The sequence below is a fragment of the Candidatus Dependentiae bacterium genome (genome assembly GCA_040878395.1).
GTDB lineage: Bacteria > Babelota > Babeliae > Babelales > Vermiphilaceae > JAKBEL01.
The window spans coordinates 36,489-51,897 of the sequence record JBBDMI010000014.1; the positions used below are offsets into that span (position 1 = coordinate 36,489).

The following is a 15,409-nucleotide window of genomic DNA, read 5'->3' on the forward strand; positions in this document are numbered from 1 at the left end:
AATCGGGAAAAGTAATCACAACTTGTTATCTATTTTTATTCTGAATCTACTAGTCTATCTGTCAAAGTAAGCTGAGATGCTCTACCAAAGGCCGGTGGTGACGTATACAGACTTGATGTTGATGCAGGAAGTACACCAAATTGAGATAAAACAGTTGATGCTGCCCTCTTTGTTTTCCTTGTATTAAGTATTGCAACATTTATGACACCAGGTTTTTTGTCTTGCAATAACCTCAAAATTTCGCTTTGATTGCTCAATAGAACTTCTTGCCCTTCCTCCAATTTGACTAATCTTCTATCTAATGTTCCAAATTGTTGTTGAAATACATCTAATTTATTTTGCAAAAACTGTTTCATAGAAATATCAGCATGTTGTAATTTTTCTTGTAACTGATCAAGAAAATTTTTCTCTAAAGCTGTAAGTTGTTCTTGAAGTGGTGCAATCGCTTGCGCAAGTCCTTGATCTTTCAATTCATTCAATATTTGCTGCATACCACCAAGACGTTCGGCAAATTGTGCCGTTTGATCTTCAATTGATCGGTTTGTGTTTCCCAAACCTGATTCTAAAGCAACTTTAAGCGTTTCAAGTTCTGTTGTGATCTGTTGAACTTGGTCTGATTTTGCCAAAAGTGCTCGCTCTTGCGTTGCTTGTTCAAATCCAGCATGTACTTGTTGACCCAATGCATCAACTTTGCCATTCACTTCGTTAATTTTCTTTCCATTTTCACGAACTTTACCCACCGTATACACTCCAAGTGCAGTTGCAAATAAGCCACCACTTAAAATATGGGGAAGATATTGAGCAATATATGGGGCTAAAATCACCATAATTGAAACACAACCTTTACCCACGGAAGCACATGCTGATAAAACTGATTTTATTGCCGATGGCAACATTTTTTTTTCAACAGTTTCATCTTGCATTGCATGCAATGCTTCAGGTAACATCTGCTGCATAAATACCGGATTAAGTCTTGCATAATCTGGCAAAACGAAAGATTGAGAAGTAGATCCATACAAGCAAGAAGATAAAGAAAAACTATCAGCTGCATGCGATGAGAAATAAAATAATATGCATGACATAAGTATTAAAACTATTCTTTTCATATCTGTTCCTATGCGTAAGTTGCAAACGTAAATATCTTTTTCAAAGTGTAATAAATATTTCAATTTTTTGCAAAAAACATCTCCGTACTGCCAAGAAAATTACGCAATATATTTAATCCTATTTCTATTATATATGTGTAGATACACTTACTTAGCAAACTATAACCTCTTATATATAAATACATGATGATATAGTATAGTATAAACAAAAATGAAAATTATATGCATATATTAAGGAGTTTGTATGTGTTACTCAGCGCAAGCCAGCTTTATTGCTGCAACCTATTTGACCACTATCGGCATATTATGTATTAAAAAAAATAAAATTAAGCATGCTATCCTATTCGCTTGTATTCCGGTTGTGTTTGCATTGCAACAAATCTCTGAAGGATTGTTATGGATGAGTTTCCCTCGTGATTGGCCGATGATACAATCTATTACCCCTTACATTTTTTTATTATTCGCATTTTTTGTTTGGCCTATCTACATACCAACAAGTATTGCATTCCTTGAAAAAAAATCGTTACGCAAAAAACATCTCATACTACTCAGCATGCTCGGCATTATTGTATCGCTCTATTTATATAGTTACATTGCACTGTATGGAGCATCGGCTGAAGCACTTAATTGTCACATTTATTATAATGTAAGTATTCCGGCATCAGAAAATAAAATCGGCACCCTACTTTATTTATTAACAACTGTTGCGCCATTTTTTGTATCATCGCTTTCTTATATGCATATATTTGGTTTTGTGCTCTTGCTTTCATACATTATTTCATATCAATTTTACTTCATACATCTAATTTCAATATGGTGCTTCTTTGCAGCAGTTTTGAGCAGTCTGGCTTATGTGATAATTGTGCAACTTAATAATAAAAAATCATAAGGAAAAAAATAGATGATCGAAGCCCATATAAGACCAAAAATACAACCGCTTTTTGATATCATAGGATCAATACTCAACCAATGCTATGTTACACCCAACATGCTGACTTTATGTGCATTTTTGTGTGGCATATCTGCCGGTATTGCTGTTGTATTGCACTATTTATATCTTGCATGCATATTACTTTGTATTTCAGGTTTATGTGATATTTTAGATGGTTCACTTGCTCGATTGCAAAACAATGCTCAACCAATAGGAGCATATATTGATCTCATTTCTGATCGCATGGTTGAATCTGCATTTATATACGGATGCGCAATAGCCTATCCGGAACATATACATGCATATATCACTTTTTTCATTGCACTGTTATTACATTTCACCACATTTGTCGCAGCGGGTGCATTGTTTAAAAACAGTGGAAATAAAAGTATGCATTATGACAGTTGCCTTATTGAACGCGCTGAAGCATTTGCCTGTTTTTGCGCAATGCTCTTGTTGCCCAACTATATGTTTTGGATATTAAGCGCTTTAAACATCGGCATTTCTGCTTCTGCTATAAACCGTTTTATAAAAATTACACAAAAAAATTCCTCGAGGGATTAACCGTCGAGGAATTTTTATAAGCAACTTTAAACAATAAAGTTTTTTTATTAAGCTTCTTCTGAACTATCTAATTTATGCCATGGAGCGTGATTTGCAATCACATATTTTACAACATTGTTCAAAAACTCATCTACAAGTGGGTCACGCACATAGTGGTTTACTAGGCTACCAACTTGTGGCCCAAATCTTTCTTCAAAATTAATCAAACTTAAATTAAATGGACTTAATATGCTCCATGCAGTTTTTAATGCAGCTGATAAAGTACGAGATTCTGTATGCAATAATGCATTTTTTAAACCTGCTTTAACGGCTTCTCTTACATCACCCTGTGATAAGTCATTCAATCCATCATATGCACAATCAACACCAACTAGAGCTGCAAAACGAGCTAGATCTGCTGTCGAAACCTTTACACCTGATTGATTCAATAGCTCTCGATCTCCTGTTACTTCACCTTCAACTTCTGAAGCCCATTTTTCAGCTTGCTCTTGAACAACTTTTTTAACTAATAACTTTGCAGTTTTTGCAGAAACCGGATTAAATGCCAATTGAGGAAGGTCTGACAACGGATTTTCACCTTTAGCCAACAATGCACATGGTACCAACGCTAATAATGCTAATTTTTTCATAATATTCCTTTAAACAAGATTAATAAATCAAATTACTCTGCTTATTACAACTATTTTTTGTAAATTTCCTAAAGATCGTACATCTAAAAAATGAGGCACCCTTCCAGAGAAAGATGCCCTATATTTTTTATTGTTTGTGCATTAGTTGCCTGAAGCTCTGTTTACTAATTGAGAAACTGCATTATTCAAGGATTTACCTAATGCATTGCTAAACCAAGCTTTACCAAATCTGTCATAGTTATCTTTAACTTCATCACTTACTTGATCAACAACACCAAATAAAGTTAACAACTCAACAAATGCTTTGTGCGCTAATGTTCCTGCACAAGATACTTTTACTGCATCAGTTACTGTATCAACACACTCAAATTTATCACTAAAAACATATTCATCTACAACTACAGCAATTGCATCAGCTAATGCATTGAAAAGATCATGAGCATCTAAAGTTGAAGAGCCCAAGCTTACAAAATGTTTGTTAGGCAAATGTTTTTTAACCAAATCATGTAAAGCAGTTTTTACTACTAAATCACGAAATACACCATGAATAGTGTATTCTTTTTCACCTACATCTTTGAACGTATCCAATGGTGCAAATGCACTTACTTGTTGCACACTCACCAATGCCAATACGGTTAATGTCAAACTTTTGCAAAATGATGTTTGCATAATGAAACTCCCTATAAAATTATAATTATAATACGCTACAATTCCAGACTAAATAAACACGATGTTTATCTATGAAAATTTACAGGGATAAACTACACTGATAGAAAAAAAAATTCAACCTATTTTTTAATCTTTTTTTGAATAAGTTTTTAAAAAAAAATTCAAATCCATACATTTAGGTATTTCATTAAACTTTTTTTATTTTTTTCATATTTTTTATTAATTGATCAATTTCATCAGATGTATTATAACATGCCAAACTTACACGAACTGATGCATCAATATTCCATTTTTTTGCCAACGGCTGTACACAATGATGCCCAGCCCGCACTGCAATACCATAATCGCTCAAAAATGCAGCAACATCATGAGCGTGCATACCATCAACAACAAAGCTTACAAGATGCCCTTGTTTTTTCAGTTGTTCAATCGGGCCTAAAATGCGTATTGCTGAAATTGTTTGCAAGCCATTAATTAATTGTTTCATTAATGCAGATTCATGTTGTTGAATATCATGCATATTCTGTTTTTGTAACCATCGCAATGCAGCAGCCAAACCAACTGCTTGTACAATAGGAGGCGTACCGGCTTCAAATTTTTGAGGCGTTTTTAAATAGTTTGCATCATGCCAATCGACATCAAACACCATGCCTCCACCAAGTTGATACGGCACCATACTCTCTTGTAATTCTTTTTTTATATACAATACACCAATACCGGTCGGCCCAAAAACTTTATGCCCTGAGAATACTAAAAAATCAATTTTTTCTTTTTTTACATCGATTGTATCATGAGCCATTACTTGTGCTGCATCCACCAACAATTTTGCGCCAACTTTGTCTGCATAGTTTGCTAAAATAGCAACTTCGGTCTTTGCACCGGTCACATTTGAAAGGGCTGAGCATGCAATTAGTTTTGTATGGTTACTGACAAATTTTGATAACTGTTCATATGCCAAAGTTCCATCATCATGTACCGGCAGAAACTTAAGCGTTGCGCCTGTTTTTTGCGCAACACGTTGCCAAGGCAACAAGTTTGCATGATGCTCATATTCGGTGAGCAGTATCTCATCACCTTGTGTTATATGCTGCATTGCCCATGAATAAGCGATTAAATTTATTCCTTCTGTGGCATTTTTTACAAAAATAATCTCATCAGGTTGCGCACCTATCGCTTGAGCAACTGTTGCACGAGCATCTTCATACAGTTGTGTTGCTTGCTCTCCAAATGTATAGATACCACGATGAATATTCGCATTATGTTGAGTATAAAAATCAACAACTGCATCAATCATCATCTGTGGTTTTTGCGTAGTTGCTGCATTATCTAAATATATAAAAGGCTTATCTTTTTTATTTTCAAAAATTGGAAATTGATTACGTATCTGTTCAATGTTCATAAACGGCCCTACTGTATTATTATACATATAAGATTCTAGTGTAATAACAATAAATTATGAAATAAAGAGTGTTTAAAGATTTGTATTTATACTACCGGCTGAACATCTGCAAAAAAAGCATCTTCCAGCAATAGCATTGCATCATTTTCTGACAAACCACGCGCTTGCAAATAAAATAAAATATCTTTATCAAAAGAACCGATTGCACTTCCATGTGCACATTGCACATCATCTGCCAAAACCTCCAGACTTGGAATTGTGTGCGCCTGTGCAGTTACATCCATCAACATAAATTTGCTTTGCTGATTTGCCACCACTTGTTGTGCATTTTTTTCGATACGAATCATACCCAAATGTGTAGCATGCGATTGTTGTCTATGTAGACCTTTTGTTACTGAAACTGATTCGGTTTTTCCAACTTGATGATGTTGCATTGTTTTTAACCATTGCGTTGTGTCATCACTGCCAACAAAACCGTTATACAAATGCGCATGTGCATGCTTACCCTGTAATATCGACTGTAGGTGATTATAAACTGTTTTTTCATACCAACCATACCATTTAAACAAACTATACTCTTGTTGATAACAAACTATGTGATTATACGATTGTATTGCATGTTTATTTTTTTGTATGCACGTTAGTTGTGCATAAGGCTCTAAAAAAATAGAAATAGTATTAATGCTTCTACCCAATAGATCGTGCGCAATAGTAATTGAACTTGATTGTTGCACAATAATATACAGATTATTAACCTGCATTTGCGCGCTCAACACTATAGGCAAAGCAATACACATATCAAAAGAAACCCCTGAAGGAACATATAATACATATGAACGATCACAAGTATCCTTTGCTAATAAAGCATAATGATCATGTTTATAACTATGATATGTTTTATTTAATATATATTGTTGTGCAATAGCAGGAAATGCTGCAATAAAATCATCTGTATCATAAATACCGACACCTTGTGACAGATCAATAAAAGATTGTTTTTCATATGACACACCAACCGGATCAAAACTAAATTCCGGCGCTTTACAAAAACGCCAATCATCATGTTGTTGCATTAGCCAATTGATCCTTCCATTTCGTGCGCAATTAAACGATTTATCTCAACGGCATATTCCATCGGCAACTCTTTAACAAATGCATCAATAAAGCCATTTACAATTAATGCACGTGCTTGTGCATCATTAAAACCACGAGACATAAGATAGAAAAGCTGTTCATCATTAATCGTACTCACAGATGCCTCATGGCCAATATGTGCAGTTTTTTCTTGTATATCAATAGTTGGATAAGTATCCGAACGCGATGCACTATCTAACAATAACGCTTCACATTGCACCGTTGCTTTTGCATGAGTTGCACCTTTGACAATCTTGAGCAATCCGCGATAACTTGCACAACCGCCATCTTTTGAAATTGATTTTGAAATGATGTTTGAAGTTGTATGTGGTGCCAAATGTATCATTTTTGCTCCGGCATCAAGAGATTGACCATTGCCTGCAACAGCAATAGAAATCACTTGACCTTGAGCACCGGGCTCTTGCAAAATAATACATGGATATTTCATGGTAACTTTACTACCAAAATTACCATCAATCCATTCAACAGATGCATTTTTTTTTGCAATGGCACGTTTAGTTACTAAGTTATATACATTGTTAGACCAATTTTGAATTGTAGTGTAACGAATTTTTGATCTTGGATGAGCAATAAGTTCAACAACTGCACTATGCAAAGAATGTTGACGATACACCGGTGCGCTACACCCTTCGACATAATGTACAAAGCTATCCTCATCGGCAATAATAAGTGTCCGTTCAAATTGACCCATCTGTTGTGCATTAATTCTAAAATAAGCCTGTAATGGCATATCCATATGCACACCTTTTGGTACATACACAAAACTACCACCTGACCACACTGCAGAATTCAATGCTGCAAATTTATTGTCCCGTGCAGGTACGACTGTGGCAAAATGTTTTTTAAATAGTTCAGGATACTCATGCAATGCAGAACTCATATCAGCAAAAATAACCCCTTTTTTTGCCCATGTTTTGCGTAAACTTTTATATACCACTTCCGATTCATATTGCGCACCCACTCCGGCTAAATATTTTTGTTCAGCTTGTGGAATACCTAATTTAATAAATGTATTTTTTATATCGTCAGGAACATCATCCCATGATTGTTTTTGAGCTTGAAGCGGCTTTACATAGTAATATATATCATTGGGATTTAATCCGGATAAATCAGGACCCCATTCGGGCATCGGCATAGATTCAAAAATTGCTAATGCTTTGAGTCGAAAATCAGTCATCCATCCAGGTTCATTTTTTTGCTCTGATATGTCAGTAACAATTTTTCTGTTTAACCCTTTAGGAACTTTATAAAAAATAGTATCAGCCTGTTGCATTAATCTGTCCATCATAACCATGTTGTTCAACATGCATCGCTAATTGATAATCACCTGATTTGACAATAGTTCCATTGCCCATAATATGCACATAATCAGGTTTAATATAATTCAATATGCGTTGATAATGAGTAATAAGTATAATCGCAAGATCCGAATTTTCTTGTTTTGCAACGGCAAGCGCATGCGAAACAATCTGCAATGCATCAACATCAAGCCCTGAATCTATTTCATCTAAAATGACAACTTTTGGCTTTAATAACAACAGTTGCAACATTTCCAACTTTTTCTTTTGGCCCCCGGAAAAACCTTCATGTAAGTTGCGATAATATAATGCATGATCCATTTGTAAAAGATCAAAATAATGCAAAACTTTTTCTTTTAATTCTTTGGGATTAATATGACCATGTATCGATTCATACGATGCTTTTAAAAATGAAGCAATAGGAACACCTGAAATTTCATACGGTTGTTGAAAACTTAAAAAAAGACCTTGTTGCGCACGTTTGTGTACCGGTAAAGACAATATATCTTTGCCATGCAAAAAAACCGATCCTGATTTAATATCATAATGAGGATGCCCCATAAGCGAAAGCGCTAAGGTACTTTTGCCCGAACCATTTGGGCCCATTAATGCATGCACCATTCCTGACTTTAACTCAAGATTAACATCATGCAAAATATGTTGATTCTCAATTGAAATTGAAAGATTATGTATCTCTAATGCGTTCTTCATAGTTCCTGTTATTGTTAAGTGTGTATACCTTTTACCATAACATGTATCTCTAAAAACAGAAAGAGGCAATCGTTTTATTGATTACCTCTTTATAGCTTTTTAAAAAAATATTCTAATCTGCAACGTAAGCAGATTCTGCAGCATTATTATTTAGATATGTGCGAAACAAATAAGCTGCAACACCGACAACACCTGTTATGATAGCAACCGGAATTCCTATTTTTTTAACTTTTAAAACAATGGTACTGCCTTCATCCTCTGTCGATAGCTCAACTTTTAATCTATGATATGCTTCTGCATGTGTTTCAAAATCATTTTTTTCTTTTGCAGTAGCAAGTGCTTGTTCTAAATCTTCAAGTGATAGTGATGACTGCTTATCATCACCTGAAAACAGTTGTTTTGCACGTGTATAGGCATTTCCATTTTCTGAAGGCAACGAACTTAAATCTTCAAGCGATGCTTTGCGCCCACAACTTTGTTTACAATTCTCTTCTGGACAAAATTGCGCAACCAATCCCATTGGAGATAAAAGGACCATTAACAAAAACAAATTACTTTTTTTCATATTCATCATAAAAAAAAATCCTTTACTTAAAAAGAAATGAAATATTACCAAAGTGAGTTTAAAATAAGACAAAAAAAATAGGAAGAGTTTTTTAATGCGAACTATTAGATATCTCTTTTGCAAGAAAACCGATACCACCAAAACATATCGCTACAAAAAGCAGCGTTGACCAATTGTGCATTGTTTGCTGTTTTGTCACCAAATAGCTATGTTGAATCTCAAGCGCTTTTTTCAATTCACCCTACTCAAGCGCATCTTCCATCTGTTTTCTCGTTTGCTCATTTACTATAACTGACGTAAGCAAACTGCGTTCTAAATCAGAAAAAACCGGATATGAAGCAGATACAGCTGACAACGAAAAACTACTTAAAAATAGATATATTAAGAGAACTTTCATAAAATGAAGTATAACAAAAAAATGCATTTTGATACAAATAGTTCAAGTTACAACACGCAATAATTCATGCAATGAAATATCACCTTGCTTTACTTTTTCAAAACCATCATACAACAAGCTAACGGTACCGTCACGTTTTGCTTGAGCACGAATGTCATCAATTGATGGATTATGAGAAATCAATGCACGCATTGCATCATTTAATGTTACCAATTCAAAAATACCAATTCTACCTTTGTGCCCAACATCAAAACAGTCTTGGCACCCTTGAGATTCGCACACTGTTTGCATCTCAATACCATGCATATCACAAAACTCTTGTTCTTTTTCAGTTAAATTACGCTCTGTTTTACAGGCAGAACATAATAAACGAACCAAACGTTGCGCTAAAATGCCGGACAAACTTGCATTAATTAAAAACGGTTCAATACCCATATCCATCAAACGCATAATAACCGAAGGTGCATCATTCGTGTGTAATGTACTCAGCACCGAATGACCTGTCATTGCAGCTTGAATTGCAATGCGTGCCGTTTGTGCATCACGAATTTCACCGACCATTACAATATCTGGATCTTGACGCAACAATGAACGCATACCCTTTTCGAAGGTAAAGCCGGCTTCAGGATGAATATGCCCCTGAGTAATGCCCTCAATATGATATTCAATTGGATCTTCCAAAGTAATAATATTTTTATCAACAGTATTTATATGTGATAAACCTGCATATAACGTGGTTGTCTTACCCGATCCGGTCGGACCGGTAACCAAAAAAAACCCTTGCGGCTCTCTAAGTAACTGTTCAAATTGCGATAAAACATGTGATGACATACCAAGCCGTGCAATGTTAATCGTTTTTTCAGACGGATCTAAAATACGAATCACCATCTTTTGACCAAACAAGGTAGGAAAAGTAGAAATACGCAAATCAATCTGTCGCTCATCATCAGCAATCTGAAATTTGCCATCCTGAGGAATACGTTTTTGAGCAATATCAATATGAGCTAAAACTTTTATGCGCGAAATGATTTGAGGCATAAGCATAGTATCAAAAAATGCATGATCATACAAAATACCATCAATACGTAAACGAACGCGCAACCCATCTTGACACGATTCTAAATGAATATCGGAAGCACCTCGTTCAATTGCATTATGCAAAAGTGCATCTACAATTTGAATAACAGATCGATCCTGCATATTACTCACGACAACTTATTTCTTTTTTTGTGCATTATGTGCACGCTTATCGATCTCTTCACGTTCTTTTGCTGTTTCTGTTTGCTCAAACTGCTCTATCTTTTCTTCAATAAATTCTTGTTGATCAAGCTCTTCTTGCCGTACAGGCAAATCATCAAGAGCTTCAATTTGCGCCTCTTTTACATAACTCACCGGTTCTGTTAATGATTTATTGTAATACATACGAATCATGTTGATAATATCAGTCTGAATCCCAACATTAAAACGAATATCATACGAAACGTGTGCACCAATTTTATCCAGTAATGCTTGATCACTGGGATCAGCTGCCACAACCAACAACATATTCTGATCTTGTTCATAAGGAATAATTGCATTGCGCAATAAAAAATCTTTAGGGAATTTTTGCAACATGAACGAATCAAAAAAATAACCGTCAACATCCATATAAGGAACTTGATACAAAATACTTAATGCTTTAAGTATATCCTCTTTTGAAACCAACCCTTGATCAAGCAAAAAATCGTCAAATTGCTCATGACTCGATTGCGCAAAGCTATGCTCAAGATCATCATTCATTTCCGGTGTAATAGCTTTTAATTGTACCAAAATATCTGTTAATTTCTTTACGTACATTTTGTCTTGCATAATATTATCCTAATCTTAATCCAAGGATAAACCCAATAGATGTACTTAAAACAATAGCAAAATTTGCTTTTACCCAATCAATATATGAACTGAGTACCTGTGCATCAAATGCGGTTGATGCCGGCCTTACATTAAATAATTCTTGGATTTTAGCCCAATCAATGGTTAAATGTAACACATCAAATTGCTCCAAAATAACTAATGAAACAATAAACAAAACCAATAATAGAATATACTTTAGATATTTTTTAATTAAGAAACCTACTATAAATCCAATCCCCAAATAGATTCCCCAATCGAGCAATGTGTATTTCCACTCATGAAACCGCTCAACTAAAGTATTTGATTTTGCAGCCTCTTTTGCTGATTCAAACGCTCCGGAAACCTTTTCTGTAACACCTTGTATAGCTTCAGGCATCATTCCTTGTTCACTTGACATTGACATACTCCTACTCTTTTAATTCATCATTATTTACTATTAGTATAATGAATAATTATTGCTGCAATCAAGAAAAAGGAAGTAAAAAGCTATTTTTATCCCTTGAGTATAGGTTATTTTATATGTATAGCCAGCTGTTCTTCATGGTATAATAGCCATTTTTTTCTTTCAATTCCCCCTGAATACCCTCCAAGAGCTCCATCGGCATTAATGACCCGATGGCACGGAATGAGAATGGCATATCGATTAGCGGCATTAGCACGAGCAACCGCACGAAATGCAGATGGATGCTTTATTGCTTGAGCTATCTGCTTATAAGAACATGTCTGCCCAAAAGGAATCACTTGCAACGCTTGCCAAACTGTTTGATAAAAGAGTGAATCAAATAGAGAGATCGGAGTTTTAAAGTCTGCCAAACCGTGTTGAAAATATTCTTTTAATTCCTGTTGAATCGACACTATAGGCTCTGTATACCCCAATGTTATATTTGAAGATCTCATTCTACATAGGCGTTGCACTTCATCTGCCACATTTTTAGCATCTAAAAATGATAATAAACAAAGATCTTGTTCATCTGCAACTGCAATCATAGGACCAACAACTGTTTGTATTTCAATTGCATAGAGAAAATTATTATGAAATTTTTTTGAAGAAATAAGATGAACAAACATAATTGATCCTCCTGTGAAACATTTAGCAACAAGTAAGAACATTTCTGACTATATTTATTGATCTCAGAGCATAAGCATACTTTGAATTGTACGCAACTTAACAAGTGTTGCTATATATTTCGGACAATAAAAAAAGCACCCAGAAAATGAGTGCTTTTTTTAATTTGTATCTTAAAGATCTATTTTAGATCAAATCTTTAAGAGCTTTTCCTGGGCTAAATTTAGGAACTTTTTTAGCTGGAATAGTCATTTTTTTACCAGTTGCTGGATTCACACCAACACGGCTTTTTCTTTTCATTACTTTAAAAGTACCAAAACCAGTTAAAACAACTGTTTTGTCTTTTTTCAAAGCACCACCAACAGTTGTGATAAATGCTTCTAAGCATTCCTTACAAGTTGATTTTGGCAAGCTAGTTACTTTAGCCATACTTTCAACTAATTCTGCCTTATTCATAAGCGTATCCTTTTAATATTTGGTTTTGTTCTATGATTACCAATAAAAAAACAAACCTCATAAATGCAATCTATTGAGATGCATTGACTTTGTCAAGCTTATTTTTTTGGTGCCGAGAGCCGGACTCGAACCGGCACAACCTAAAGGTCGAAGGATTTTAAGTCCTTTGCGTCTACCATTCCGCCACCTCGGCATATAGTCTAAGATTTAGCTTCTCCTACTCCTTTTTTTTATATAATCTTAATACATCATTACTCTTTTTGTGGAGGCGGCACCCGGGATCGAACCGGGGATAAAGGATTTGCAGTCCTCTGCCTTACCACTTGGCCATGCCGCCCTTTTTTTATCTATTTTTAAAGCTTCATCTTCCGAGCCAATTCATCAGTACTTATTATACGTATTTTTGATGATTCTTCAAGCTCTTTTTTATCAATTATCTTCTTTAGATATGGTTTTGTACATTTTCCTTCAACCGGCAACCCTTTTTGATGCCATTCTGCCATACCTGCCTCATATGCCCAAACATTTGAAAAGCCCATATCTTGCAATTTTTTAGCTCCAAAGCCACTCGCTGTACACATGTAATTAGAGCAATAAATTACCAACTCAGATTTATCTTTATCAAGGTTTGCAACAAACTTATCTAGACCGTCAACAGATACATTGATTGAATCTTTAATATGACAATCATTAAAGTAATCTGCATCAAGTACATTAATAACAAATAAACCTTCTTTTTTTTGCTCACCAAAACAACCCGGAAGCAATAAAAGAATACTCAATGACATTATATATTTTGAAATCATGTTATACATTTTTAATAATCCTTTATTATTCATAACCTAGCACAAAAAAAATCTTGTGCAAATTACTTAACAGTTAGCGCATTATTTTGAAAAAACGACTCCATCTCATACGTTTGAAAAAATCGATTGGGTGTTTCAACAGATCAAAAATCCACCATGATTCATCACTATCTAATGACCAAATCAAGAATACAATTTTACCATGAATTAATTGTCCGTTAATCGGCCCAAAACAACGACAATCTTTACTTCCTAAACGATTATCGCCCATACACCAATATTGATTTTCACCTAATTGTACACGGAAAACGTCTGACCCATCCCAATAATTTTCTTGTGTATTCATTTGACGATCTTCTTGTGGTTCACGAATTGGTGTACCAGGCCACATCAAAATCGGTTTGCCATCCGCACCGGTTACAATACGATTTGCCTTCATACGATAAAATGGTTGGTCTGCATACGATTTATTCGGGTCATATGAATAAAAAGTTACATTACGCCAAAAATCATCAATTGAACGACCGGTCATATGTTGGAACAATCCTGATGGATCAACTTTATATACCGCAATTAACGGATATTTATTCAAATATGGTTCATCCAGCTTTTTATTATTAAGATATATTACCGGTTTACCATCTTCAATTTTACCCTCAACCAAATCTCCCGGTTGGCCTATAACACGTTTTGTCCAGTTTGATGGGCCCCATACATAATTTTGATACAATCGTGTTAATTTATCATCTGAATAATTAAAAGTTGGATCATTAAATGAAATAATGTCACCACGCTTTGGCGAACTGAATAAATAACTAAATTTATCAGCAAAGAAGCGTTCGCCAACCAACATGGTCGTTTCCATCGATCCACTTGGAACTTGGTATAAACCGAATCCAAATGTACGAATTAAAAAAACGAGCAATAATAAACCACCCATTTCTTTAAAATTTGCTGTTGAGAAAAAAGGTGGTTTCTCTTTCTTTTCTCTTCTTCTCATTCCAAACATGTATAAAACCTTTCCTGTTATAATGAAACTATTTAACTAAAAAATATTAATGGATTCACACGCTTTTCATGCGAATAAACTTCAAAATGTAAATGTGATGCATCGCGTCCGGTTTTGCGTACATTACCGGTTGATCCAACATGCCCTATCAACTGCCCTTGCTTCACTGATTGTCCCTGCGTTACCAACATCTTATCTAAATGAGCATAGCGTGTTTTATAGATTTTGTTATGTTTTATTATAATTGTTTTGCCATATCCCACAGGATCTTCATACGCTCGTTCAACGATGCCTGAAGCTGCAGATTTCACTCGAGTACCTTTTAATGCGGCCATATCAATACCATTGTGAAACTGTTTCCGCCCACTTGGTAATTTTCTCATTCCAAAATAAGAGCTTAACCAAAACTTCTGTTTTTCAATTGGCCATATAAAATCTATATCTTTTTTTTTAATATCAACTTTTTGTTTTGGCTGCTCAGTCACTTGACGTATAGAATCTATTTCAATTTTTGCTTCAGCTATCGGCTGCATTCCTGCATGTTCAATTGATAATGGCATTTCAATAGAAGCCAAATGCTTTTCTACCATTTCAGGATAAGATACATCACATGATTTATTTAAAGAACTTATAATATCTCTCATTTGGGCCATCTTATCAACTTCTATGATATAAGCATGATATTCTCTGTGCAAAAAAGCAAATGATAAGCCGGCTACACATAACGCTACTCCAACGAGCATATTGGAACGAAAATT

Annotated in this window: 20 protein-coding genes and 2 tRNA genes; 2 read left to right on the top strand and 20 right to left on the bottom strand. The window is 34.8% G+C overall.

Annotated features, from left to right (window positions below; genetic code table 11):
• Positions 1-35: 35 nt before the first annotated feature.
• Positions 36-1,106: a hypothetical protein gene (locus WD055_05670; GenBank protein MEX0849693.1), complete on the bottom strand. Its 1,071-nt coding sequence runs from the start codon at positions 1,104-1,106 to the stop codon at positions 36-38.
• Positions 1,107-1,350: 244 nt separating this feature from the next.
• On the opposite strand from WD055_05670, the gene WD055_05675 reads away from it, so the two are divergent.
• Positions 1,351-1,995, top strand: a complete 645-nt coding sequence (locus tag WD055_05675) for a DUF6629 family protein (GenBank protein MEX0849694.1) — start codon at positions 1,351-1,353, stop codon at positions 1,993-1,995.
• A gap of 12 nt (positions 1,996-2,007) precedes the next feature.
• Complete coding sequence (locus tag WD055_05680; GenBank protein MEX0849695.1) at positions 2,008-2,601, top strand: CDP-alcohol phosphatidyltransferase family protein; 594 nt, start codon at positions 2,008-2,010, stop codon at positions 2,599-2,601.
• 47 nt (positions 2,602-2,648) lie between these two features.
• On the opposite strand, the gene WD055_05685 is transcribed toward WD055_05680, so the two are convergent.
• The 19 genes from WD055_05685 to WD055_05775 all read right to left on the bottom strand — a co-directional run bounded on the left by WD055_05685 (position 2,649) and on the right by WD055_05775 (position 15,394).
• On the bottom strand, positions 2,649-3,230 hold the full coding sequence (locus WD055_05685) for a hypothetical protein (protein ID MEX0849696.1): 582 nt from the start codon (positions 3,228-3,230) through the stop codon (positions 2,649-2,651).
• A gap of 141 nt (positions 3,231-3,371) precedes the next feature.
• Complete coding sequence (locus WD055_05690; protein ID MEX0849697.1) at positions 3,372-3,899, bottom strand: hypothetical protein; 528 nt, start codon at positions 3,897-3,899, stop codon at positions 3,372-3,374.
• A gap of 187 nt (positions 3,900-4,086) precedes the next feature.
• Complete coding sequence (locus WD055_05695; protein ID MEX0849698.1) at positions 4,087-5,325, bottom strand: SufS family cysteine desulfurase; 1,239 nt, start codon at positions 5,323-5,325, stop codon at positions 4,087-4,089.
• Between the two features lie 59 nt (positions 5,326-5,384).
• Entirely contained in the window at positions 5,385-6,371 is a 987-nt protein-coding gene (locus WD055_05700; protein MEX0849699.1) for a SufD family Fe-S cluster assembly protein, read from the bottom strand.
• Positions 6,371-7,759, bottom strand: coding sequence for a Fe-S cluster assembly protein SufB (sufB, locus tag WD055_05705; GenBank protein MEX0849700.1), 1,389 nt, complete (start codon positions 7,757-7,759; stop codon positions 6,371-6,373). The genes WD055_05700 and sufB overlap by 1 nt, the downstream gene beginning before the upstream one ends.
• Positions 7,713-8,462, bottom strand: a complete 750-nt coding sequence (gene sufC, locus WD055_05710; GenBank protein ID MEX0849701.1) for a Fe-S cluster assembly ATPase SufC — start codon at positions 8,460-8,462, stop codon at positions 7,713-7,715. The genes sufB and sufC overlap by 47 nt, the downstream gene beginning before the upstream one ends.
• 112 nt (positions 8,463-8,574) lie before the next feature.
• Entirely contained in the window at positions 8,575-9,036 is a 462-nt protein-coding gene (locus WD055_05715; protein ID MEX0849702.1) for a hypothetical protein, read from the bottom strand.
• Between the two features lie 82 nt (positions 9,037-9,118).
• Positions 9,119-9,262 carry a hypothetical protein gene (locus tag WD055_05720; protein MEX0849703.1) on the bottom strand — a complete coding sequence of 48 codons (144 nt, stop codon included), beginning with the start codon at positions 9,260-9,262 and terminating at the stop codon, positions 9,119-9,121.
• Positions 9,263-9,268: 6 nt separating this feature from the next.
• The gene (locus WD055_05725; GenBank protein ID MEX0849704.1) at positions 9,269-9,424 is read right to left on the bottom strand and encodes a hypothetical protein; all 156 of its coding nucleotides are present in this window, start codon (positions 9,422-9,424) and stop codon (positions 9,269-9,271) included.
• Positions 9,425-9,466: 42 nt separating this feature from the next.
• Positions 9,467-10,624 (bottom strand): GspE/PulE family protein, encoded by a 1,158-nt coding sequence (locus tag WD055_05730; GenBank protein ID MEX0849705.1) that lies wholly within the window; start codon positions 10,622-10,624, stop codon positions 9,467-9,469.
• 15 nt (positions 10,625-10,639) lie between these two features.
• Positions 10,640-11,272, bottom strand: coding sequence for a hypothetical protein (locus WD055_05735; GenBank protein MEX0849706.1), 633 nt, complete (start codon positions 11,270-11,272; stop codon positions 10,640-10,642).
• Positions 11,273-11,276: 4 nt separating this feature from the next.
• Positions 11,277-11,717 carry an FUN14 domain-containing protein gene (locus WD055_05740; protein ID MEX0849707.1) on the bottom strand — a complete coding sequence of 147 codons (441 nt, stop codon included), beginning with the start codon at positions 11,715-11,717 and terminating at the stop codon, positions 11,277-11,279.
• A gap of 107 nt (positions 11,718-11,824) precedes the next feature.
• Positions 11,825-12,382, bottom strand: coding sequence for a methylated-DNA--[protein]-cysteine S-methyltransferase (locus WD055_05745; protein ID MEX0849708.1), 558 nt, complete (start codon positions 12,380-12,382; stop codon positions 11,825-11,827).
• Between the two features lie 184 nt (positions 12,383-12,566).
• The gene (locus tag WD055_05750; GenBank protein ID MEX0849709.1) at positions 12,567-12,836 is read right to left on the bottom strand and encodes an HU family DNA-binding protein; all 270 of its coding nucleotides are present in this window, start codon (positions 12,834-12,836) and stop codon (positions 12,567-12,569) included.
• Between the two features lie 107 nt (positions 12,837-12,943).
• Positions 12,944-13,029: transfer RNA gene (locus WD055_05755), tRNA-Leu, on the bottom strand.
• 70 nt (positions 13,030-13,099) lie between these two features.
• A tRNA-Cys gene (locus tag WD055_05760) sits at positions 13,100-13,173 on the bottom strand.
• 16 nt (positions 13,174-13,189) lie between these two features.
• Complete coding sequence (locus WD055_05765; GenBank protein MEX0849710.1) at positions 13,190-13,651, bottom strand: rhodanese-like domain-containing protein; 462 nt, start codon at positions 13,649-13,651, stop codon at positions 13,190-13,192.
• A gap of 64 nt (positions 13,652-13,715) precedes the next feature.
• Positions 13,716-14,651 (bottom strand): signal peptidase I, encoded by a 936-nt coding sequence (gene lepB / locus WD055_05770; protein ID MEX0849711.1) that lies wholly within the window; start codon positions 14,649-14,651, stop codon positions 13,716-13,718.
• 32 nt (positions 14,652-14,683) lie between these two features.
• Complete coding sequence (locus WD055_05775) at positions 14,684-15,394, bottom strand: M23 family metallopeptidase (protein MEX0849712.1); 711 nt, start codon at positions 15,392-15,394, stop codon at positions 14,684-14,686.
• Positions 15,395-15,409 lie beyond the last annotated feature (15 nt).